We start from the raw sequence: 21,502 nt of genomic DNA, 5'->3' as shown, positions 1-21,502 counted from the left end.
GGCGAAGTCATGACTGAAGTTGTTAACGCCGGAACCGTTCGGGTAGAACGAGGGCGCCTCGGCCGCATCACGCTCGACAGCCCGGAACGACGAAATGCCATGTCGGTAGCCACGATGACCGATCTGACCGCGGCACTGAAGACGCTTGAGGCCGATCAGTCGGTACGGGCAATCGTCTTGGCTGCCGAAGGCACAGCGTTCAGCGCTGGACACTATCTACCGGAGCTCATCGACCGCACGCGGGATGATGAGCATCACATCTTCGAAGTGTGCAGCACACTTATGCTCACCATCGAGCGTCTATCCAAACCAGTTATCGCGGCGGTCCAAGGCCCCGCTTTCGCGGCTGGTTGCCAGCTCGTCGCCAGTTGTGATTTGGCGGTAACGGTCGACACCGCCACATTTGCCACCCCGGGCGTAAAAATTGGCCTGTTTTGCTCAACACCGATGGTGGCATTGAGCCGCAACGTCGGACAGAAGCGTGCGATGCACATGCTGCTTACTGGCAAGCCGATCAATGCCGCAACGGCTCTGGATTGGGGACTCGTCAACGACGTAGTTTCTGCCGATCAGTTGATCGATACCGCCGAAGCCTTGGCCGAATCCATTGCGGTCGCCAGCACGATCCCCGTTGGTATTGGCAAGCGCGCATTCTACGAGCAATTGCCGCTGTCTTCGGAGCGTGCCTACGAGCAGATGAGTCGGGTCATGGCTGAGAATGCCGTGACCTGCGATGCGCAAGAAGGTATCCAGGCATTCTTGGAGAAGCGCGAACCGATCTGGCAAGACAAATAGCCCACGAAGCTTGATCTGAGCGTGATCATGAATTCCCGCGTTCGCGACCGCAGTGGCAGCGGATCCTCAGCCGCTGGAGCGCCGATCCTGCTCTTGGTCGGGGCTGGACACGCTCATTTGTTCGTTGTGAAGCACGCCGGGGAGTTGGCTGCAGCCGGTTATCGGATTCACTTGCTTGCCCCGCGATTCTTCGACTACAGCGGTGTCGCGTCGGCGGTAGCCACCGGTGCCCTTGCCAGTGGCGCCGGGCGGATTGACGTGGGTGTCCTGGCCAGTAACTACGGTGTTGAGTTCCACGAGGGCACACTGACGACGCTCGATCCGGCGGCGCAGATCGCTGTCACCTCGGACGGCGACCAGCTGTCCTACAACCTGCTCTCGATCAACATCGGCAGCGTGGCTGCTCCGGCTGGCATGAACGTTCACCCAGCCGTGCTGAGAGTGAAGCCGTTGAGCGGCTTGGCTGATCTTGATGCCCGTCTGAAAGCTGCAGCGCAGCCACATGCCAGGGTCACGGTCGTGGGGGGTGGTGCTTCCGGCTTGGAGCTTGCAGCCCATCTGGCGTCGCGATCGGACGTCGGACAGGTCCAGTTGGTGGAGTCGGGATCCAGCATCGGTGCCGGCCTGCCCAACGGTGCACGCAAGCGGATCGGACGGCTTCTCAGAGCCCGCGGCGTGGCCGTGCATACCGGGTGTGTGGTGCGCGACCTCGGCGAGCGTGACCTGGTCTGCGCCGACGGCACTGAGCTGTCTCACGATGTCGTTTTGCTAGCCACCGGACTAACAGCGCCCCCGTTATTGTCCGAGATCGGTCTAGGAGATGCGGACGGTGTGCCGGTGCGGGCAACCCTCCAGCACCTAGATCGCGACGAGATCTATGCGGTGGGCGACTGCGCGAACTTCGTCCCGAGCCCGTTGCCTCGCATCGGTGTACACGGTGTCCGCCAGGGTCCGATACTGCACGCAAGTCTCCTAGCGCGCCTTCGGAACGAGGCACTGCCGGTGTACGAGCCTCAGTGTCAAGCACTTTCGATCCTCGATCTCGGCGACGGCGTCGGTCTGGCGGTCCGGGGCCGCTGGTGGTGGTACGGCGCGGGTGCATTGCGACTCAAGCGATACATCGATGGACGCTGGCTGAGGCTCTATCGATGAGTCTCCCTCTATTGTGTTGCTCTCCTGGGCGGAGTACCTACTGGTCTGGGATGAGCCGGTCACTGAGGGCTTGCAGCTAGCGTCGTGCGCCCCCGCCTGCAAGGCGATCTCAACCTGTGCCGCGGGAGCGTGGGAGCGGGGTTGGACCGCCGACGAGTTGCGGCTGATCGCCGAAGCCGAGGACTGCATGCGCAAGTCCGGCCTGTGGCTCTGGAACGACTGAATAACAGGCAATGACCGATCAGGACGTTAAACCCAGCACATGGGACTGACGTCCCGACCGGTACGGCCCTTTGGCCGTGGTCTCGATCCTCGAACCTCTACAGAGTGGGAGTGAGAGAAAGCGAAGGAGCAGATCATGGACAGCATGCGCTTGGAGCGCCCCATCGTCGTAGGCGTCGAAGAGGAGCAATCGACCGCACTGCGCTATGCGCTCGTCGATGCCCACGCACAAGGTTGTGGGCTGCGAGTGGTCCACGCCTATTCGTTAGGCTTGGCTGGAACTGATCTATTCGATCGTAACGCCGTGGATACCTCGGCGGAAGATGCCGACGCAGTGTTGGCCACCGCCCGGGCGTTCATCGAGGCACAAGACATCAAAGTACCGGTCGAGTATGCCGTGGAGCGTGGCCTTCCGACTCAGGTGCTCGCGGGGGAGTCGCACCGGGCGCGTTCGCTCGTGCTCGGTCCGGAGAACGCCACCTGGTACGAGCGTATTCTCGCGAGTGAGATCGGTTGTTGGCTGTCGGAGCACGCGACCTGCCCGGTTGTGGTTGTTCCTGAGGGCTGGTTCCCGCAGGCACCACGTCGCGGCGGCATCGTCGTCACAGTGGACTGCACATCAAATGCGCACGGACCATTGACGTATGCCTTTGCCGCCGCCGAGCGGTCCCACCAGGAGCTTCACGCGATGCATGTGGTCGCTCCATCGATGTCGAAGGCTGATGAGGAGAAGCATCGCCTAAACCTCGAGGAGGTCATGGCCGGCTGGGCCGACGACTATCCGGACGTCAAAGTTTTCCAGTCCTTGGTATTCGCCGATGTTGACGAAGCGTGCCTTGGCGTGACGACCGTGGCAAATCTCGTCGTGGTTGGCCGGCCACAAGGATTCCGGCTGCCGTTTGCGGTTGCGCGGCCAGTTGCCGCCGCCGTCATCAAAGAAGCCAAGTGTCCCGTCGCAGTAATTCCTACTGACTATGCCGGCTAGCCCGATCATCAGCCATTGCCAAACCACCCCAATGACACCATCGGAGAAACCATGACCAAAACAATGCCTATGCACAACGAAACCCTGATCCAATCCCGTCAACTCGGCATGCTTGGGATGAGCGTGACCAAGGAATTTGACGTCAACATCAGCCAATGGCAAGGCCTTCTCGAGTTGTCAGCCACGCTCAAGGCTGAGAAACGTAGCCATCAGGAACAGCAGCTACTCAAGGGACTCAACATCGCGCTGGTGTTTGGTAAGAACTCGACTCGTACGCGGTGCGCTTTCGAGGTCGCCGCCTACGATCAGGGCGCCAACGTGACCTATCTGGACCCCACCGGCTCACAGCTCGGTCACAAGGAGTCGGTCAACGACACCGGCCGGGTGCTGGGTCGGATGTTCGACGGCATCGAATACCGCGGCTTCGCTCAGTCGAGTGTCGAGGAACTTGCCAGCTCCAGCGGCGTACCGGTTTGGAACGGTCTCAGCGACCAGTGGCACCCGACACAATCATTGTGCGACATGTTGACGATGATCGAACACGCTGGAAAGCCGGCCAAGGACATCTCCTTCGCCTATTGCGGCGACGCTCACAACAACGTCGCCAATTCGCTCATGGTTGCTGGTGCCATGCTTGGCATGGACATCCGGATGGTCGGGCCATCATCGCTCCAGACGCCGGATTCAGTGCTGACGGCGTCAAGGGCGATCGCGGCGGAGACCGGCGCAAAAATTCTCCAGACTGACGACGTCGCGACCGGTGTGGCTGGAGTCGACTTTGTCTACACCGATGTCTGGGTTTCGATGGGTGAGCCGGAGAAGGTGTGGGACGAACGAGTCGCGCTGCTCGGCGATTATCAGATCAACCGAGAGTTGCTTGAGGCCACCGGACGACCGGATGTGAAGTTCATGCATTGCCTGCCAGCTTTCCATGACCGGAACACTGAAGTCGGTGAGCAGATGTATCAGCGTACGGGCCGCAGTTGCCTCGAAGTCACCAATGACGTGTTCGAATCGGAACACTCGATTGTCTTCGACCAGGCCGAGAACCGACTCCACACGATCAAGGCTTTGCTAGTAGCGACGCTTGCTGGCTGAATTGACCGCACGGAGGGTGGCCGATGGCCAATCAGTTTCGACTGGTTGACCATCGGCCTTCGGCCGATCAGGCGCCGTCGTTCGTGTAGTCCGCGCCCGGCGCCGTGAGGATGCCGTCGAGTTGAGCGCTGATGATCGCAAGGAAAGATTGCCACTGCTCGGGGTAGATCGCGTCGTGTGTGATCCACGGGTGCATGACACAACTGCGCAGCACCTGAACCCGAGCGACACGGTCCCATTCGGAAGGCACGATGCCCAGTCGAGCGACGAACTCGCTTGGGACATCGCCATAGACCGTGCGGGTCAACTCGGTGTGCGACGTGATCCAGTCGTCCTGATAGAGCGGGCCGTACTCGTAGGAGAAACGATGATAGATCTCATTATTGAGTGCGTTCATTCGATCCAGATCAGTGTTGCCGCGAAGGTTGAACGCCATACAGACGATGTTGAAATCGGGGTCGGCGAGCAATGGCTCGCACATGACCTCATGGCCGGCCACCGCGATGTCCTCGACGGTCGTGAGCACGTCGACGAAGGTCTGTGATCCGGACCAACTGCGGGCGATCAGTTGCCCGTATCCAGCGTGGTTGAGCGGTAGCAGTTGATGCGCCGACCAAACCCCTGCGGCGGTGGCTCCCGACTTGGAGCCCTCGAGCACAACGCTGCCAAGACTCGTGTCGAGATTTTCAGGCGACTCGAAAACGTAAGCAGCCGCGTAGGCAATCAAGGCCAAGACGCGACGATCCTTAAACACCACCCCGCCAGCGGCGTAGGGAACATAGCCCATCTTGTGTGGGTCGACCGTGATCGAGTCCGCGACCGACATCGCCTCGTAGGCCGACCAGACCGAGGTCGACGGCCACGCCCGGTCTGAGCTGAAACCCTCGGTTGCGAGACGGGACTGCAGCTCGTCGTAGGGCAAGAATGTGAAGTCCTCGTCCAGGAACAGCGTTCTGGCATAGCCGCCATAAGCGGCGTCGACGTGGAAGGAGAAGTTCACCCCATTGGCCCGGTTGCGGACGATCAAATCCCTCATGCCGGCGATATCGTCGACGGCGCCTTCCTCAGTCGTCCCGGCAACACCGACGAGCATCAAAATTGGCGTGTTGGTGGCTACGAGGTCATCGATGATCGTCTGGAGTGCAACGAGATCCATGCGGTAACGATTGTCGACCGGGACGCGCACCAGATTGTCGACCCCGATGCCGAGCAGATCGGTTGCCTTGTCCCACGAATAGTGACGGGTACTCGGGACGAGGACCTTGCCTAGGACACCCCGGCCCACCCCGGCACCTCGGCTCGTCGCGCTGAGCACGGCGGCGAGGTGGGCTGGGTTCTTTTTGACGACGTCGAGTAGGTCAAGCGCCGTCTCGGTCGACAGGTTGAGCAGTTCCCATTCACTCTTGCCCTCGACCAGGTCTGGCAGCACCTCGCGCACTGCGAGCGGAAGCGACTTGAGATTGCGTGCCAGCCACAGCGCTTCGTCGTTGGCAATCGTGCCGTCAGCGGGGATGTGGCCCCAAGCGCGGTCGGGGTCATAGCCCATCAGACAAGCGAAGTCCTGACCGACTTCGGTCTCCATCTGTGATGTGGCCACCGAGGACTCGTAGGCGACGTTATTGGGGTTGTAGAGCATCGTGGCAATCTCCGCGAGGTTCGACACCATGAGGGTGTCGGAGTTCATGTGACCCAGATAACGAGTCGAGAACCACGGTGTCGAGCTCCTCTTGAGCCGGGAAGTCAGATCCTCAAGCACGTCCGCCGTCCGGTCGGTGATGGACTCATATGCGGGCCTTCTCATGTCGGCTGGGCTGACGATTGTCGCATCCGCAGGATGGAAAGCTCTGCGCCAGTGGATGTGCTCGTCGACGAGTTCGGCGACCTTGCGCTCGAAAAACTCGCGATTCTCGGCCTTGGGGCCGAGGAACAGCGGGCGTACGTCGATCGGGTCGGTCCCGACCTTGGGAGTTTCGGGGGACTGCGTCGTCATGGCACCAGCCTGCCCGCACGGCGATGGTCAACAAAGTGCCGAACGTCCTGAGCGCCGCTGCGAAGGTCCCTGATCGCGACGGATGGCCGGGATGGGGCGCGTTCGGGTCCCACTTGCGAGCCCAGCAATCCCATCGCAGGATTTCTGTTTTCATGGCGGCCAGGGACCTTCGACACTGTTGCCAGCCATGGGCACGAGTTCAGACTTGTATCGACGGCCACCCGAGCTCGACATAGCGCGGCCCGGCGTGTGATCACGACATCACCATCTTGAGGAGCCCCATGACCGATACAATTCCTAGGCGCGGCGAAGTTCTCGATCTTCGCCAGCTTGAACTCATCGATGCTTATTGGCGCGCCGCAAATTATCTGTCGGTCGGCCAGATCTATCTCATGGATAACCCCTTGCTGCGCGAGCCGTTATTGCCCGAGCACGTCAAGCCTCGACTGCTCGGCCATTGGGGAACCACGCCTGGTTTGAACCTCCTTTATGCGCACATGAACCGGGTCATCAAGGCCCGAGATCTCGACGTCTTGTATGTCGCGGGGCCAGGTCACGGTGGTCCCGGCCTGGTCGGCAACGCCTACCTCGACGGCACTTATTCAGAGGTCTATCCCTCGATCAGTCAGGACGAGGACGGGATGCGGTCGTTGTTCCGCCAGTTCTCATTCCCAGGAGGCATCCCCAGCCACGTGGCCCCGGAAACTCCCGGGTCGATCCACGAGGGGGGCGAGCTGGGATATGCCCTGGTACACGCGTACGGCGCGGCTTTCGATAATCCGGACCTCGTGGTGCTGTGCGTCGTCGGCGACGGTGAGGCCGAGACCGGTCCACTCGCGGCCAGTTGGCACTCCAACAAATTCCTCAATCCCGTCACTGATGGCGCTGTCCTGCCCGTACTGCACCTCAACGGCTACAAGATCGCCAATCCGACGGTGCTGGCCCGCATCCCCGAGGAGGAACTCGCCGATCTGCTGCGTGGATATGGTCACGAACCTCTTTTCGTCGGCGGCGACGATCCTGCCGAAGTGCATCAGCAACTCGCCGCAGCGCTTGACTACTCGATGGACCGGATTGCCGCGATCCAGCGGGCGGCACGCGGCGGTAACGTGTCCGAGCGACCGCGCTGGCCGTTGATTGTCCTGCGCACCCCCAAGGGCTGGACCGGTCCGAAGGAAGTCGACGGACTCAAGGTCGAGGGAACCTGGCGGGCCCACCAGGTGCCGCTGTCGGAGACGCGCACTAACCCGGCCCATCGTCAACTCCTCGAGCAGTGGCTGCGGAGCTACCGGCCTGAGGAGCTGTTCGACGACGCCGGCCGGCTCATACCTGAGCTTCAAGCGCTCGCTCCGGTTGGGCCACGACGTATGAGTGCCAACCCGCACGCGAACGGCGGACTGCTCTTGCATGACCTTGTGATGCCCGATTTCCGCGACTTCGGGGTCGAGGTCGATCGGCCTGCGGCGCACACGAGCGAGGCAACCCGTGTGCTCGGCGACTTCCTTGCCGAGGTGATCGCCCGCAATCGGCAGACGTTCCGCCTGATGGGCCCTGATGAGACGGCCTCGAACCGCCTCTCCGGTGTCTTCCGCGAGACCGATCGTGCCTGGGATGCGATGGTGGTTCCCGGCGACGACCATCTCGCTCCCGACGGGCGTGTCATGGAGGTCCTGTCCGAACATCTTTGTCAGGGCTGGCTTGAGGGCTACCTGTTGACCGGCCGACACGGTCTGTTCAACTGCTATGAGGCGTTCATCCATATCGTCGACTCGATGTTCAACCAGCACGCCAAATGGTTGAAATCGACGCGGCAGATCCCGTGGCGAGCGCCCGTCGCCTCACTCAACTACCTCCTGTCGTCACATGTATGGCGCCAGGACAACAATGGCTTCTCGCACCAGGATCCGGGCTTCATCGACCACGTGATCAATAAGAAGTCCGAAATCGTCAGGGTTTACCTGCCGCCGGACAGCAACACACTCCTCTCCGTAGCCGACCACTGCCTGCGCAGCCGCGACTACGTCAACGTCATCATCGCTGGCAAACAGCCCGCTTTGACATATTTGTCGATCGACGAGGCCATTGCGCACTGCACCAGGGGCTTGGGAATCTGGCCGTGGGCGGGCAACACCGACGGCGAACCTGATGTAGTGCTTGCCTGTTGCGGCGACATCCCGACCCTGGAGACCGTTGCGGCAGCCGATCTACTGCGTACGCACCTGCCCGAGCTAAAGGTCCGCGTCATCAATGTCGTCGATCTGATGCGGCTCGAGCCCGATTCGGAGCATCCGCACGGACTCTCCGACCGCGACTTTGACGCCCTGTTCACGACCGAGAAGCCGATCATCTTCGCATTCCACGGCTATCCGACGCTGATTCATCGCCTGACGTATCGACGCAACGGGCATCGCAACATCCACGTCCGTGGCTACAAGGAAGAGGGCACCACGACGACGCCGTTCGACATGGTCATGCTCAATGACCTCGACCGGTTCCATCTGGTGATGGACGTCATCGACCGGGTTCCGTCGCTTGGCTCGGCCGCCGCCGGACTGCGGCAGCGGATGTCGGACGCACGTCTTGCGGCGCGTGCATACACGCGCGAACACGGCGAGGACGATCCTGCGATCGCCAACTGGACCTGGCCGGAACGGTCCTGACACATGCGAATTCTGGTCATCAACGCCGGATCCTCGAGCCTCAAACTGAGACTTCTGGCCGACAACGACGAGATCGAACGCTCATTCGACCTCCCGGCCGGCGGCCACGGCTTCGACGTCGGTCTGCTCGCCCAGACCCTGCACACGTGGAGCAAGCCCGACGCAGTCGGGCACCGAGTCGTGCACGGCGGCACAAAGTTCGTCGGACCTGTGCTGATCGACGAGTCCGTGCGTGACGACCTCGAAGCGCTCGCGGACCTCGCACCGCTCCACCAACCGAAGTCGCTCGCTGCCCTTGACGCGGTCACTGCCCTCCTGCCCGATGTCCCGGCGATTGCCAGTTTCGATACGTCGTTCCACGCAACAATCCCGCTCGCCGCGGCGACATACGCTGTGCCGTTAGCGTGGCGTGAGCGGTATGCGATCCGTCGGTACGGGTTCCACGGTCTGTCCCACGCTTATGCGACACGGCGGGCGCAGGAACTCCTCGGTCAGCCGATCGAAAAGCTCCGGATCATCACGTGTCATCTGGGGGCTGGGGCTTCTCTGGCCGCGATCCTCGACGGCCGAAGCGTCGACACCACGATGGGCTTCACCCCGCTCGAAGGACTCGTTATGGCGACCAGATCCGGGAGCGTCGATCCAGGTCTCGTGTTGTGGCTCGAGGAGCATGAACACCTTGCTCCGCATGAGGTCGCCACGGCGCTCGAGCACGAGTCTGGACTGTTGGCGCTTACCGGCACGAGCGACATGCGCGAGATCGAAGCCGCGGCGGAGTCAGGCGACGAACACGCGCTGTTCGCCATCGACGTCTTCCTGCACAGCCTGGTGGCTGGTATTGCCGCCATGACCGCTGCGACCGGCGGCCTCGATGTCCTTGTGTTCAGCGGGGGGATCGGGGAGAACTCGGCGTTCATACGACGACTCGCCGCTCATCGTCTCGCCTATCTCGGCGTGCGGATCGATGCCGAGCACAACCAGACGATCGACGGCGACGGCGACGTCTCCACACCCGGATCGGCGGTTCGGATCCTCGTCGTACAGTGTCGCGAAGACGAACAGATCGCGGCCGATGTCAGGTCAGTGCTGACCAGTGGGTCCTGAGGACAGTTGGTCGGCTGAGACCGGACCGGTCCTCTAACTGGACGCATAGTTGCCGTCAGGGTCGTCGCCGAGACGCTCCGGAATCAGGGACCAAGGTCTCTGATCCGCTCAGCCGTCAGACGCCACACTGAGACTGTCACCCGGCCGGATCGTCAGGACACGCTCATGGCGATCCGGCTGACACTCTGGCCCCGCGCCATTGAGGTGGACACACCGGAGGCATCATGACGGATAAAGCAGCGCAGCGGCCGTTGGGTGCGGTGGAAAAGCTGACCGAGGCCGAATGCTTGACACTCTTGGGCTCAGCCCAAGTTGGACGTGTCGCGTTCGTTGATGCAACTGGCCAGCAGCTCATCCCGGTGAACTTCATTCTGCTGGACGGTCTCGTCTACTTCCGAACCGTACCCACCGGAATCCTGGCCCAGCTCGCGCGTGGCCATGAGGACGTTGCTTTCGGTGTGGATGGCTTCGATGCGTCGACTCGGAGCGGTCGGAACGTCACGGTGCGCGGCAGCGCGCGAGAGGTTGAGGATCGCGCGAACATCAGCAAGATACTCGGCAATCCAGGCGTCGAGCCATGGGCCGGCGGCGTGCGTCCAATGGTCATCGAAATCAGGCCCGCCAGCATCGAAGGGCGGCATGTCTTTACGCCCAGATCCGCTGCTTCGACGTTGTCGACGCCATAACTGGCATTCGGCGAGTTGGGACGAGGCCTGAAGGTCCCGCAGACTCGGGCACAAAGGCCCTACCTCGGCGGCCCCGCCAACGGTTGTCTGATTACGTACGAACACTGCTGATCCAAACAGGGAGCTAGACCATGGCAACGACGACAAAAACGCCGACCAGCGAGAACGGGAAACAGCGCAAATTCCGTTTCCCCAGCGCGTTTACGGTCCTATTCGGCGTGACCGTCGCCGTGTGGCTCTTAGCCTTCATCGTCCCGACTGGTGCCTACAAGGTCGACGGTAAGACGGGCGGACCGATTCCCGGCAGCTACCACGGCGTCGACGCGGGCCTGAGTTTCGGTGACCGCCTCATGCAACTGTTCATGGCACCGGTCAATGGCCTCTACGGAATCAAAGCGAGCGACGGTGGCTTCATCGGCCCCTATGAGACCGGGGAGTTGTTCGGCGCAGTCGGCGTCTTCCTGTTTGTGCTGGCGATCGGCATCTTCATCACAATGTCGATGAAGACCGGCGCGATCGATAACGGCATCGCGCATGTGGCTCAGCGTTTCGAAGCACGTGGCGCCGTGGTCATCGGCCTGCTGATGCTGCTGTTCTCGATCGGCGGAACGACCGAAGGTATGGCGGAGGAGACCCTGGGCTTCTACGCCCTTGTCATTCCGCTGATGTTGGCGCTTGGTTACGACCGTATGGTCGCCGCCGCCACGATCCTGATCGGTGCCGGCATCGGTGTGCTCGCCTCAACTGTCAATCCGTTCTCCACCGGTGTGGCTTCGGAAGCCGCCGGCATCTCGATTGGCAACGGCCTTGGTTTCCGGCTACTGATGTATGTCGTCCTTGTACCTATCGCCGTTGCGTTCGTCCTGCGGTATGCGAGCAGGGTCAAGGCTGATCCGTCCAAGTCGCTCGTCGGTGTCCAAGAAGGCGATGACGAGCTCATCATTCGTGGCATCGGCATCGTCCCGCGGTTGACCGGTCGGCAGAAGTCGGTGCTCGCCGTCGTCGCCTTCACCTTCACCTTCATGATCTTTGCCATCGTTCCGTGGGCCCAGATCATCAATGGCCCCGATGCCGCCAGCTTCGCTTGGCAGCTTGATTGGTACTTCCCCGAACTTGCAGCCTTGTTCATCTTGATGTCGATCCTCGTCGGACTTATCGGCGGCTTGGGGGAAAAAGGTCTGACCGACACCCTCGTACGGGGGGCTGGAGAATTTATCGGCGTAGGCCTGATTATTGTCCTGGCTCGTGGCGTCACCGTGATCATGAACAACTCGGAGATCACCGACACCGTCCTTCACTCGATGGAGAATGTCGTCAGCAACACCTCGTCTGGCGTGTTCGGACTGTTGATGTTCCTCATCAACCTGCCGCTCGCCTTCTTCGTGCCGTCGACGTCGGGGCACGCCGCCTTGGCCATGCCGATCCTCGCGCCGCTGGCTGACTTCGCCGACGTGTCACGGGCCATGGTCATCACCGCCTTCCAGTCTGCCTCGGGAATCGTTAACCTGATCACCCCGACGTCCGCGGTCGTCATGGGTGGCTTGGCGCTCGCGAAGGTCCGCTACGACCAGTACCTCCGTTTCATCGCACCGCTTCTGCTGCTCCTTGTCATCCTCTGCGCAGGCTTCATCGCCCTCGGCGCAGCGATCTGAAACGGAAGACATCATGAACATTCCTCGACCCCCTGTACGAGTTACGGGGACCTACGATCCTGATCTGAGCCGTTGGCTGTGGCTGGTCAAAATATTCCTCGCGATTCCGCACTACATCGTGCTCGCGTTCCTTTGGCTGGCGTTCATCATCCTGACGTTCGTCGCGTTCGTCGCGGTGCTTTTCACCGGTGTTTATCCGCGCAAGATCTTCGACTTCAATTTAGGCGTCCTCAGGTGGTCGTGGCGGGTGAACTTTTACGCAATTGCGGCCTTCGGAACCGACAAATATCCGCCCTTCGCCCTTGCCGTCGTCTCGGACTATCCGGCTCATCTCGACATCGACTATCCACGCGACCTTCCAAAGGGTTGGGCCCTCATCAAGTCCTGGTTGCTTGGCTTACCGCACTACCTGATCGTTGGCGTGTTTGTCGGCGCTGGGATCTTCGCCTCGAACACGGCGGGCGGCGACCAGAGCTTCTCGAGTCCTCCGGGGTTGATCGACATCCTGGTCATCACGGCCGGGCTGGTCCTGTTGTTCGCCGGAACGTATCCTCGGCCCATCTTCGACTTGGTCATGGGGCTCGATCGTTGGGTCATCCGCGTTGTCGCCTACGGCTCATTCATGACGAGCGAGTACCCGCCGTTCCGGCTCGACGCCGGAGCGCGTGACGGGGACTCACCGACCGTACCCAACGAGCCGGCCTTGGCGGCGCAGACAGTTCCGCTCTGAGTTGTATTGACGGGACGTAGGTCCTGTCAGGTGATGACCACCGGCTCTGCGTATTTGCCGCAATTTAGGGCATTCTAGGATTGAGCGACAACCAAGGAGAGCGCATGACCGACTCGACTGGACCCATCGTGGTCGCCGTTGCAGACAAACAACATGGTGCTCTGGCCTACGCGATTGCCGAGGGCAACCGCAGCCGTCGTGAGGTCCGGGTGGTCCATGCCTATGAGGTGCTGCCGGCCGCGCGCTCTCTTATCGGTGACCCGGGGGTCATCGCAGGCTATGAAGCCGGCGGTCAGGACGTCCTCAACGCCGCTCACGACTACGTCAGATCGCTCGAACCGAGCACCCTGGTGCGCTATGAGTTGTTCCGCGGGCGAACGATCAATGTTCTCACCCAGGAGTCACACGATGCGTCCGAACTGATCATCGGGCCGGACGACTCGCCGTGGCTGATTCGACTCTTCCAAGGTACCGTCACGCGCCGGCTGATCGAAGACGCATCATGTCCTGTGGTCGTCGTTCCCAGCACCTGGGTGCGGGACCGCGCTAATCAGGAAATAGTTGTCTGTGTCGATGCAGGGACGCCCGCGCATCGCGTGCTCGACTATGCATTCAGCACCGCTGATGTTCGCAACGCATCACTGCGCGTGCTGCGCGTCGAACCGATTAGTCCCGGAGACAATGCCAGCGCTCTTCCGCGGGATGACTTCGCCCATCTTCTCGAGACGTTGGGTGGCAGGTTCCCGCGGGTGAACTTCGAAACGTCAGTGATTGAGGGTGATGATGCGCTCTCGGCCAGCGTCGATCTCACACGTTCGGTCGGACTTGTTATCGCCGGACGGCCACACACTGGCCGGACGTCGATCCTGCAGCGCTCGTTCGCCGCGCGGCTCGTCGAGTCGGCTGGCTGCCCCGTGGTCATCGTTCCATCCACCGATCCCAGCACCGGCGTCTGATCCTGCGCGAAGTGAAGATTGCGAGGGACCTTGTGCCCCCGCGAGCAGGGATTTCGGCGGTGGGCAAGCGGCTTCGGCGGACTCAAACTTGTCAGTATGACGAGCCAGGAACGAACACCCGATGGCGCGCCGACAATCATTGTTGGCCTGATCAACGATGGTGACCTTGGCGCCCTCGCATACGCGCTCCAGCGGGTCTTGTCGACGCCAGCACACATCCAGGTCATACAAGTGACGCCGACTGGCGCCGAAGTTCCTGACTCTGACAGTTGTCCACTCGAGGTCATCCGGCTTGAAGGAGATGCCGGCGCGGTTCTCGTAGAAGCAAGCCGCAGCGCGAGCGCCGTCGTGGTGCAGTCCGCTGGCGACGGACGCTGCTCGGACGCGGCGATCGCCCATCTTCGTCGTTCGGCCCATTGTGAATTGATTGAAGTCGACGAGGAGGGCTGCGTCGTGGAAGCCGCCCGCACAGTGACGGTTGGCTTCGACGGATCGGTGGCGAGTATGTCCGCCCTCACCTGGGCGCTCGCTCATTCGGATTCGAGCGAGACGATCGATGTGGTCACGGCCTATCTGCCCGCATCGGATGAGTCTGCTGCGGTTGCGCACGCCCGGGCCATGGCGCCCTTGCGCGCGGCGCTTAAACCGTTTGCTGATGAGCTTCGGGCATTCCGCGTCATTGCGACCGCGATCGAGGGCACACCCGTCGAGGTGCTTCTCGAGCGGTCTGAGCCGTCGCAACTGATTGTCGTCGGCCGACACGGGACAAACGGTTTAATCCACAGCGTTCTGGGCTCGGTAGGCGAGGCTTGCGCGCGCCTCGCGCATTGCCCCGTCGTAATCATTCCACCTGAGTCGAACCGCGAGGATCAGACTGGAACGGACCAGATGAGTCGGGTTCCAGTTGGCTTGGCGTCGTGAATTTCGAAGCTGCCGCCGCGCTGCTCGGCCCGCACCTGCAGATTATTCAGCCCGCTAAAATGGGTCCGGTCACCCACCCCAACACCGTCATCAACCATCTCGATCGTCAGCAGCCCGCCGATGGCCGAAACCGTGATCGTGACCTCATTTGCTTCTGCATGACGCACGATGTTGGCGAGGCCCTCGGTCACGACGGCTACCGCATCGTCGGTCACTTGGCGGTCGGACATGAGATCAACTGGGCCCAAGAATCGGACTTTTGGTGCGCTTTTCAACTGGTCGGAGACGCGGTCTAAGACTTCGCGCATACGTGAACGGAGTCCGTTAGAGCGGTCTTTGCGCGCGCTCTTCAACGCGAAGATGCTCTCTCGAATCTGGGCAATCGTGTCATCGATGGCCGTGATTTGTTCCATGACCCGCCGTGCTGCATCGCCGGGTCCGAGGCTGCTGGCGATCGCCTGGAGGCTGAGTCCGGCCGCAAACAACCGCTGGATCACATGGTCATGCAGATCTCTGGCGATTCGGCTGCGATCCTCGAGGAGTTCCATCCGGTACTGGTGGGAACGCGAAGCGGCACGCTCCACGGCCAAGGTCAGCTGATCGGCGAAGGCTGTTGCCATTTGCTGGTCCCGCTCAAGGAACGGGGTTCGACCGGGTTTGCGCGCGAGGATGAGCACGCCCTTCTGCCCAGAGTTGACCTCGAACGGGACCAAAATGGCCTGACCCATTTTCGACTCGTGGAGCACTCCGTGTGGCGGACAATTGCGGGCGTCGTCGACGACGCGCAGTTCGCGTAGCTTGAGAACATCGTGAACCGCGCCTTCATCGATCGGATAGGTCGAGCGCATCAAATCGCTTGCGCCTATGCCGAGCGCACGGTCGACGACCAGCTGGGGATGTTCGGACGAAGTGAGCCCCACACAGACAAGATCGGCGTTAGACAGGTCGCGAACGAATTGCGTCATCCGATCGATAGCGCCGTTCTCGTCATCGGCGAGGGTATGCCGCGTGGTCTCGGCGAAGGCCGCAGAGAGCCGTTCGCGATAGGTCGCTTCCTCGAATAGTCGGGCGTTGGCGATCGCGACGCCAGCGGCCGCTGCCAATGCGCTGGCCAGTTCCTTGTCATCATTGGAGAACTCGCCACTCTCCGGATCGGTCATATAGAGGTTGCCGTAGACCTCATCACGTACGCGGATCGGCACGCCGAGGAAACCCTCCAGCGGCGGGTGGTGTTCAGGGAAGCCGCCCGAGCGCTGATCATCGGCGATTCGGCTGAGAATAATTGGGTGCGGATCATCGATCAACGCACCGAGCAGCCCCTTGCCCTCGGGAAGATGCCCAATGCGCTGCACCGTCTCGCCGTCCATGCCGACGTGAATGAATTGTTCGAGATGCCGGTCGGCTCCGATGATGCCGATAGCGGCATATTTTGCCCCGATTAGCTCGCGCGCGACATGGGCAATCCGGGAGAGCGCCGTCGGCAGGTCCAAATTGCTGGCGACGGCATTGTTGGCAGTGATGAGGTGGCGCAACCTGGATTGGGTCGACATGACCTCGTGAGCGCGCTCGATAAGTTGTTCGAGCAGAATTTCGAACTCGAACTTGGGTCCGTCAGAGAACTGAATTTTATTCGTGCTTGCGTTCATGTGAACTCCGCACTGATATTTGGTTTTCCTTCACACTAGTCCGTTATCGGTCGATTACGTCATCGTCGTGACCTTAGTCCCGTCGAATGCGGCCCTTTGCCCGTACTCCTTGAGGCCGGGCTCCTCCACAGTTGGGAGTGAGCAACTCAGGAGGAGTTATGAACATCCGCACCGCCGACCGTCCGATTGTTGTCGGAGTCAATCACGATGACTTCGCCGCGATCCACTATGCCCTCGAAGAAGCGCACAGCCAGGGCTGTGGAGTCCGCATCGTTCACGCCTACCGCCTTCCCGTCTCCGCCGTGCCGGGACTTTGGATAGACGATCAGGCCATCGAGCAGGACAAGGCTGCGGCGCAGGGGGTTCTTGATCTTGCCCGTCTGCAGGTGGATGCCGAGGGTTTCGATGTACCGGTCGAATATTCGCTGGGTTATGACGCCGCAAACGTCCTGCTCGCTGAAGAAGCGAAATCGGCGCGCGCCCTCGTACTTGGCACCGACGACGTTTCTTGGTTCGACCACCTGTTAGTTGGCGAAGTCGGCAGTTGGCTCTCGACCCGCGCCGACTGTCCTGTCATCGTGGTTCCTGCCAACTGGCCGCGTCCCGATGGGCGCGTAGGCGGCGTCATCGTCACGTTGGAGGGAACGAGCAGTTCGCATGGCCCGTTAGCGTATGCGTTCGCGCGCGCCGAGCGCTCTGGGAGCAGCCTCCGCGTCCTCCACGTGTCGCCTCCAGGAACAAGCGAAGACGACGAGAACGAGGAGCGCATCAACCTCGCGGAAATCCTTGCTGGCTGGGCTGAGACGTATCCGGGAGTCGAGGTCAATATCTTGATCACGAATGGCAGAGTAGATGAGTCAATTCTGCGCCACACCTCTCTCGCCTCGTTGGTCGTCGTTGGTCGCCCCCAGCGCCACGGCTTCCCGTTCTCCCTGGCACGACCGATTGCCGTGGCCGTCATTAAACAGGCCTTGTGCCCGGTTGCCGTCGTCCCTTCGGATTTCGAGGCATGAAGCCGATGACCAGCGCCGCCGGACGTCGTACCCTCCTTATCGTCGTCGCCAGCAAGCACGGCTCGACCGCCGAAATCGCTGAACGCATCCAACGTCGCTTGCTCCGTGATCTCCCCGCTGACAAGTGGCGCATTGATAGTGAAGATTGCGATGATATTTCGTCGATCGAGGGATATGACGCCGTTGTTCTGGGCAGTGCCGTCTACCTCGGCCGCTGGCTCAAGCCCGCAACGCAGCTTCTTTCAGTCGCGATCACGAGCCCGCCAGAGGGCCTGTGGCTGTTCAGCAGCGGACCGATCGGTACCGACGCACCCAGTAGTGAGGTCCTGCCGATCCTTCAACACACCAATCCCGAACTCAAGCTCGTCGAGCATGTGATGTTCGCCGGCGCGCTCGATACCGAAAAACTCAATCGCTGGGAGAAAGTCACCATCAGGCTGATGCGGATCAAGAGCGGAGATTTCCGCAATTGGAAGGACATCGATGACTGGGCTTCGCGTATTGCGAGGCAACTGGTCTTCTCCAACCCCATAGCCACCAACTCAACCATCACGAAAGCGGTTCACCCATGACATTTCACGTCGACTCTGAAGTAGGAATTCTCAAAGAAGCCATCGTTCATCGACCCGGCAGCGAGCTGTCTAGGCTGACTCCGGCCAATGTGGCTGAGTTGCTTTTCGACGATGTGATGTGGCCCGAAAAAGCGCGCGAGGAGCATGATGCCTTCGTCAGCCAACTTGAAGGCAGGGGAGTGGTTGTTCACCATTTTCACCAACTGCTCGCCGAATCGCTCGACCAGCCTGGCGCACGGGAGTTCCTCCAAGACCGACTGACGACAGCGACACGCTTCGGTCCGGCCCTGGATGCGCCGCTCGATGCACTGGTGGCCTCGACGCCAGCAGCGGAGCTTGCCGACATCCTGATCGGGGGCATTCTCAAGCGTGAGATCGCCCCTCTGGTCAAGGCATCGAGTTTGCTGATGTCCTACCTCGACGACGAGGATTTTGTCCTGAGGCCGCTGCCGAACCACCTCTTCCAGCGCGACAATTCAGCCTGGATCTATTCGGGCCTGTCGATCAATCCGATGGCGAAAACAGCGCGTAAGCGCGAAACAATCAACTCCCGCGTCATCTATAACTTCCATCCGATGTTCGCGGCAGCGAGAATCCCGTTCCTTTACGGCAACGACTCACTAGCTCATGAGCCGGCGACGATCGAGGGCGGTGACATCACTGTCATCGGCAACGGCGCGGTCATGATCGGTATGGGCGAACGGACCACCCCCCAAGGCGTCGAGGTCATCACACGAAAGCTCTTTGAGACCGGGACGGCGAGCCGGATCATCGTCGTCGAATTGCCCAAATCAAGAGCCTTCATGCATTTGGACACGGCACTGACGATGGTCGATACGGATGCGTTCTGTGTGTTCCCATTCCTGCCCACCGATCTGCGGACGTTCGACCTGACCCCGACTGACTCCACTGGCAACTACGCCGTCGAGGAAAGCACAGACCTGTTCGTGACGGTCGCCGAAGCGCTCGAGCTCGATAAGGTACGCGTTCTCCGAGCACCCACGACGCACATGGAAGCCGCCCGCGAACAGTGGAATGACGGCAACAACTTCCTAGCCGTCGCGCCGGGAGTCGTGATGGGTTATGAGCGCAACGTCGCGACCAATCACATGCTCGCCGACAACGACATCGAAGTCATCCCGGTGGCCGGTTCCGAACTTGGCCGCGGCCGCGGCGGACCCCGCTGCATGACCTGCCCAATCGTCAGAGACGCAGCCCTCTGATGCGCATCGTCGTGGCTGTGGGAGGCAACGCGATTCTCAAACGCGGCGCACCCATGACGGTGGCCAATCAGCGTGAGTCGATCGCCCACGCGTGTGGGCCGATCGCCAAACTCGCGCTCGACAACGACCTCGTGGTCTCGCACGGCAATGGACCTCAGGTTGGTCTACTTGCCCTGCAGGCTGCGGCGTACGACGACGCCAGTTCTTATCCCTTCGACGTCCTTGGTGCGCAGACCGAAGGCATGATCGGCTACCTCATCGAGCAAGAACTGGGCAATCAACTCGGCAATGACCGCAACATCGCCACCGTGTTGACGAGGACGGTTGTCGATGCCGACGACGAGGCGTTCACACGTCCGACGAAGTTCGTTGGCCCAATCTACGACCAAGCGACAGCGCAGGCGATGGCCGCTGCGCATGGGTGGGACATCGGTTCGGACGGCAACTCGTACCGCCGTGTGGTCCCATCGCCGATGCCACAGCGAATCCTCCACCTTCCACCGATCGAATGGCTGCTGCAGGAAGGGTGCGTCGTCATCTGTGCCGGCGGCGGCGGGATACCCACGTTGGTCGACCCGGCAACGGGCACGGTCAGAGGCATCGAAGCCGTCATCGACAAGGACCTAGCCAGCGCGGTCCTCGCCCGAGACCTCGGTGCACACCTCCTGATTATTGCGACTGACGTGCTCGGCGTCTTCGAGGACTGGGGATTGGATACCCAGCGCCTGATTGGCTTGGCGCATCCTGATCACCTGAATGCCTCGAAGTTCGCTGCCGGGTCGATGGGACCAAAAGTGGCCGCGGCCATCAACTTCGCACGTAGCGGTCAGGGTGACGCGGTGATCGGCGCGCTCGAAGAGCTTGATGGTTTGATTGCAGGAACTGCGGGCACCCGGGTATCCATGAAGTACCACGGGATCACCTATCGATGACCACAACTCTTCGTTGGGTGCTCGTTGCTGTGCTCGCGGGCCATGGGCTCATCCATCTTCTTGGAGCAGCCAAAGGTTTCGGATTGGCCGATGTTGCCCAACTCGCCAAACCAATCAGCACCGTGGCAGGGGTGCTGTGGTTGCTCGCTGCCGTCCTCGTACTCACCACCGCGGTGCTTCTCGCCGTCGGAGTGCCCACCTGGTGGTGGGCACTGGCTCTCGCTGCTGCAGCGGTCTCGCAAGTCGCCATTGGAACCTCGTGGAGCGATGCTCGGGCCGGAACCATCGTGAACGTCATCTTGGTCTTGGCCGCCGGCTACGGCTTTGCTGCTCAGGGGCCAACCAGCTTCCACGCCCAGTACCGCGAGCAAGTCACTCAAGCCCTCGCTGATGTCGACTCCGATCCTGCTGTCCTGCACGAATCGGATCTCGTGGATCTCCCGGTCCCCTTGGCGGCCTACATCCGACAATCCGGTGCCGTCGGGCAACCCCGAGTGGTCAGCTTTCGCGGCAGCTTCCACGGCCGCATTCGCAGTGGCCCGGACGCGGCGTGGATGCCGTTCACCGGCCAGCAGGTCAACAGCTATGGGCATCGACCACAGCGGATCTTCCTCATGGATGCCACCAAGTCAGGGCTTCCCGTCACCGTCCTGCACGTGTTCCACGACGCCTCGGCAACGATGCGGGTCAAGCTGCTCTCGTTGTTCTCGGTTGTCGACGCGTCCGGCCCCGAGATGGATCGCGGCGAGACCGTCACCGTGTTTAATGACCTTGTCGTCATGGCGCCAGGGGCGATCGTCGACGCCCGGGCGACGTGGACAGCCATCGATGCCCTGCACGTCCGTGGCGACTTCACCAATGGCGGCCAGACCATCTCGGCCGTCCTGACTTTCGACGCTGAGCACGACCTGGTCGATTTCGTCTCCGATGACCGGTCGGCAGCATCCGCCGATGGCAAAACGTTCACACCGCGGCGCTGGTCAACCCCACTCGCAGGGCATCGTGATACCGATGGGCGCCGGATCCTGACGTCGGGTGAAGGGGTGTGGCATTCGGTGGGATCCGAAGGGTCGTTCACCTATCTCGAGTTCCACCTGGACGCCATCACCTACAACGGAGGCGCTCGATGATCTGGCGCCTGTGGCTGTGCCGCTCGCCACGCCTA

Annotated in this window: 19 protein-coding genes; 17 read left to right on the top strand and 2 right to left on the bottom strand. The window is 61.4% G+C overall.

Annotated features, from left to right (window positions below):
- Positions 1 to 9: 9 nt before the first annotated feature.
- The 5 genes from AC2YB9_RS10045 to argF all read left to right on the top strand — a co-directional run bounded on the left by AC2YB9_RS10045 (position 10) and on the right by argF (position 4,252).
- Positions 10 to 795 carry an enoyl-CoA hydratase gene (locus AC2YB9_RS10045; protein ID WP_487265210.1) on the top strand — a complete coding sequence of 262 codons (786 nt, stop codon included), beginning with the start codon at positions 10 to 12 and terminating at the stop codon, positions 793 to 795.
- 27 nt (positions 796 to 822) lie between these two features.
- A complete protein-coding gene (locus AC2YB9_RS10040) occupies positions 823 to 1,947 on the top strand; it encodes an NAD(P)/FAD-dependent oxidoreductase (protein ID WP_487265209.1) in 1,125 nt (374 codons plus the stop codon).
- A 13-nt stretch (positions 1,948 to 1,960) separates the two neighbouring features.
- Positions 1,961 to 2,170, top strand: a complete 210-nt coding sequence (locus tag AC2YB9_RS10035; RefSeq protein WP_487265208.1) for a hypothetical protein — start codon at positions 1,961 to 1,963, stop codon at positions 2,168 to 2,170.
- Between the two features lie 135 nt (positions 2,171 to 2,305).
- The gene (locus AC2YB9_RS10030) at positions 2,306 to 3,154 is read left to right on the top strand and encodes a universal stress protein (RefSeq protein ID WP_487265207.1); all 849 of its coding nucleotides are present in this window, start codon (positions 2,306 to 2,308) and stop codon (positions 3,152 to 3,154) included.
- A 51-nt stretch (positions 3,155 to 3,205) separates the two neighbouring features.
- Positions 3,206 to 4,252 carry an ornithine carbamoyltransferase gene (gene argF, locus AC2YB9_RS10025; RefSeq protein ID WP_487265206.1) on the top strand — a complete coding sequence of 349 codons (1,047 nt, stop codon included), beginning with the start codon at positions 3,206 to 3,208 and terminating at the stop codon, positions 4,250 to 4,252.
- A gap of 67 nt (positions 4,253 to 4,319) precedes the next feature.
- On the opposite strand, the gene AC2YB9_RS10020 is transcribed toward argF, so the two are convergent.
- Positions 4,320 to 6,242, bottom strand: coding sequence for a pyridoxal phosphate-dependent decarboxylase family protein (locus tag AC2YB9_RS10020; RefSeq protein ID WP_487265205.1), 1,923 nt, complete (start codon positions 6,240 to 6,242; stop codon positions 4,320 to 4,322).
- 281 nt (positions 6,243 to 6,523) lie between these two features.
- On the opposite strand from AC2YB9_RS10020, the gene AC2YB9_RS10015 reads away from it, so the two are divergent.
- The 7 genes from AC2YB9_RS10015 to AC2YB9_RS09985 all read left to right on the top strand — a co-directional run bounded on the left by AC2YB9_RS10015 (position 6,524) and on the right by AC2YB9_RS09985 (position 14,951).
- The gene (locus AC2YB9_RS10015; protein ID WP_487265204.1) at positions 6,524 to 8,902 is read left to right on the top strand and encodes a phosphoketolase family protein; all 2,379 of its coding nucleotides are present in this window, start codon (positions 6,524 to 6,526) and stop codon (positions 8,900 to 8,902) included.
- A 3-nt stretch (positions 8,903 to 8,905) separates the two neighbouring features.
- On the top strand, positions 8,906 to 10,006 hold the full coding sequence (locus AC2YB9_RS10010; RefSeq protein WP_487265203.1) for an acetate/propionate family kinase: 1,101 nt from the start codon (positions 8,906 to 8,908) through the stop codon (positions 10,004 to 10,006).
- Between the two features lie 224 nt (positions 10,007 to 10,230).
- Positions 10,231 to 10,692: a pyridoxamine 5'-phosphate oxidase family protein gene (locus tag AC2YB9_RS10005; RefSeq protein WP_487265202.1), complete on the top strand. Its 462-nt coding sequence runs from the start codon at positions 10,231 to 10,233 to the stop codon at positions 10,690 to 10,692.
- A 131-nt stretch (positions 10,693 to 10,823) separates the two neighbouring features.
- Complete coding sequence (locus AC2YB9_RS10000) at positions 10,824 to 12,344, top strand: YfcC family protein (RefSeq protein WP_487265201.1); 1,521 nt, start codon at positions 10,824 to 10,826, stop codon at positions 12,342 to 12,344.
- Positions 12,345 to 12,357: 13 nt separating this feature from the next.
- On the top strand, positions 12,358 to 13,074 hold the full coding sequence (locus AC2YB9_RS09995) for a DUF4389 domain-containing protein (RefSeq protein WP_487265200.1): 717 nt from the start codon (positions 12,358 to 12,360) through the stop codon (positions 13,072 to 13,074).
- A gap of 104 nt (positions 13,075 to 13,178) precedes the next feature.
- Positions 13,179 to 14,030, top strand: a complete 852-nt coding sequence (locus AC2YB9_RS09990; protein WP_487265199.1) for a universal stress protein — start codon at positions 13,179 to 13,181, stop codon at positions 14,028 to 14,030.
- Between the two features lie 96 nt (positions 14,031 to 14,126).
- Entirely contained in the window at positions 14,127 to 14,951 is an 825-nt protein-coding gene (locus AC2YB9_RS09985) for a universal stress protein (protein ID WP_487265198.1), read from the top strand.
- On the opposite strand, the gene AC2YB9_RS09980 is transcribed toward AC2YB9_RS09985, so the two are convergent.
- Complete coding sequence (locus AC2YB9_RS09980; RefSeq protein WP_487265197.1) at positions 14,900 to 16,597, bottom strand: sensor histidine kinase; 1,698 nt, start codon at positions 16,595 to 16,597, stop codon at positions 14,900 to 14,902. The genes AC2YB9_RS09985 and AC2YB9_RS09980 overlap by 52 nt on opposite strands.
- A gap of 158 nt (positions 16,598 to 16,755) precedes the next feature.
- Between AC2YB9_RS09980 and AC2YB9_RS09975 the strand changes: the two genes are divergently transcribed.
- The 5 genes from AC2YB9_RS09975 to AC2YB9_RS09955 are packed head-to-tail and all read left to right on the top strand — an operon-like array spanning position 16,756 to position 21,467.
- The gene (locus AC2YB9_RS09975; protein WP_487265196.1) at positions 16,756 to 17,610 is read left to right on the top strand and encodes a universal stress protein; all 855 of its coding nucleotides are present in this window, start codon (positions 16,756 to 16,758) and stop codon (positions 17,608 to 17,610) included.
- Positions 17,607 to 18,182 carry a flavodoxin domain-containing protein gene (locus AC2YB9_RS09970; RefSeq protein WP_487265195.1) on the top strand — a complete coding sequence of 192 codons (576 nt, stop codon included), beginning with the start codon at positions 17,607 to 17,609 and terminating at the stop codon, positions 18,180 to 18,182. The genes AC2YB9_RS09975 and AC2YB9_RS09970 overlap by 4 nt, the downstream gene beginning before the upstream one ends.
- Positions 18,179 to 19,405, top strand: a complete 1,227-nt coding sequence (locus AC2YB9_RS09965; protein ID WP_487265194.1) for an arginine deiminase — start codon at positions 18,179 to 18,181, stop codon at positions 19,403 to 19,405. The genes AC2YB9_RS09970 and AC2YB9_RS09965 overlap by 4 nt, the downstream gene beginning before the upstream one ends.
- Positions 19,405 to 20,337: a carbamate kinase gene (locus AC2YB9_RS09960; protein WP_487265193.1), complete on the top strand. Its 933-nt coding sequence runs from the start codon at positions 19,405 to 19,407 to the stop codon at positions 20,335 to 20,337. The genes AC2YB9_RS09965 and AC2YB9_RS09960 overlap by 1 nt, the downstream gene beginning before the upstream one ends.
- Complete coding sequence (locus tag AC2YB9_RS09955; RefSeq protein WP_487265192.1) at positions 20,334 to 21,467, top strand: DUF6544 family protein; 1,134 nt, start codon at positions 20,334 to 20,336, stop codon at positions 21,465 to 21,467. Before AC2YB9_RS09960 ends, AC2YB9_RS09955 begins: the two co-directional genes overlap by 4 nt.
- Positions 21,468 to 21,502 lie beyond the last annotated feature (35 nt).

Source organism: Aeromicrobium changchenzhani, assembly GCF_057586615.1.
The sequence above is the reverse complement of the archived record's forward strand: the minus strand, read 5'-3'. Positions and strand labels throughout refer to the sequence as shown.

Bases quoted from the DNA above. Each gene is read 5' to 3' on its own strand.
- AC2YB9_RS10005 (WP_487265202.1), top strand. From the start codon at position 10,231: ATGACGGATAAAGCAGCGCAGCGGCCGTTGGGTGCGGTGGAAAAGCTG.
- AC2YB9_RS09965 (WP_487265194.1), top strand. From the start codon at position 18,179: ATGACATTTCACGTCGACTCTGAAGTAGGAATTCTCAAAGAAGCCATC.
- argF (WP_487265206.1), top strand. From the start codon at position 3,206: ATGACCAAAACAATGCCTATGCACAACGAAACCCTGATCCAATCCCGT.
- AC2YB9_RS10000 (WP_487265201.1), top strand. From the start codon at position 10,824: ATGGCAACGACGACAAAAACGCCGACCAGCGAGAACGGGAAACAGCGC.
- AC2YB9_RS10015 (WP_487265204.1), top strand. From the start codon at position 6,524: ATGACCGATACAATTCCTAGGCGCGGCGAAGTTCTCGATCTTCGCCAG.
- AC2YB9_RS09960 (WP_487265193.1), top strand. From the start codon at position 19,405: ATGCGCATCGTCGTGGCTGTGGGAGGCAACGCGATTCTCAAACGCGGC.
- AC2YB9_RS09995 (WP_487265200.1), top strand. From the start codon at position 12,358: ATGAACATTCCTCGACCCCCTGTACGAGTTACGGGGACCTACGATCCT.
- AC2YB9_RS09975 (WP_487265196.1), top strand. From the start codon at position 16,756: ATGAACATCCGCACCGCCGACCGTCCGATTGTTGTCGGAGTCAATCAC.
- AC2YB9_RS09985 (WP_487265198.1), top strand. From the start codon at position 14,127: ATGACGAGCCAGGAACGAACACCCGATGGCGCGCCGACAATCATTGTT.
- AC2YB9_RS10020 (WP_487265205.1), bottom strand. From the start codon at position 6,242: ATGACGACGCAGTCCCCCGAAACTCCCAAGGTCGGGACCGACCCGATC.
- AC2YB9_RS10040 (WP_487265209.1), top strand. From the start codon at position 823: ATGAATTCCCGCGTTCGCGACCGCAGTGGCAGCGGATCCTCAGCCGCT.
- AC2YB9_RS09970 (WP_487265195.1), top strand. From the start codon at position 17,607: ATGAAGCCGATGACCAGCGCCGCCGGACGTCGTACCCTCCTTATCGTC.
- AC2YB9_RS10045 (WP_487265210.1), top strand. From the start codon at position 10: ATGACTGAAGTTGTTAACGCCGGAACCGTTCGGGTAGAACGAGGGCGC.
- AC2YB9_RS09990 (WP_487265199.1), top strand. From the start codon at position 13,179: ATGACCGACTCGACTGGACCCATCGTGGTCGCCGTTGCAGACAAACAA.
- AC2YB9_RS10030 (WP_487265207.1), top strand. From the start codon at position 2,306: ATGGACAGCATGCGCTTGGAGCGCCCCATCGTCGTAGGCGTCGAAGAG.
- AC2YB9_RS09980 (WP_487265197.1), bottom strand. From the start codon at position 16,597: ATGAACGCAAGCACGAATAAAATTCAGTTCTCTGACGGACCCAAGTTC.
- AC2YB9_RS10010 (WP_487265203.1), top strand. From the start codon at position 8,906: ATGCGAATTCTGGTCATCAACGCCGGATCCTCGAGCCTCAAACTGAGA.
- AC2YB9_RS09955 (WP_487265192.1), top strand. From the start codon at position 20,334: ATGACCACAACTCTTCGTTGGGTGCTCGTTGCTGTGCTCGCGGGCCAT.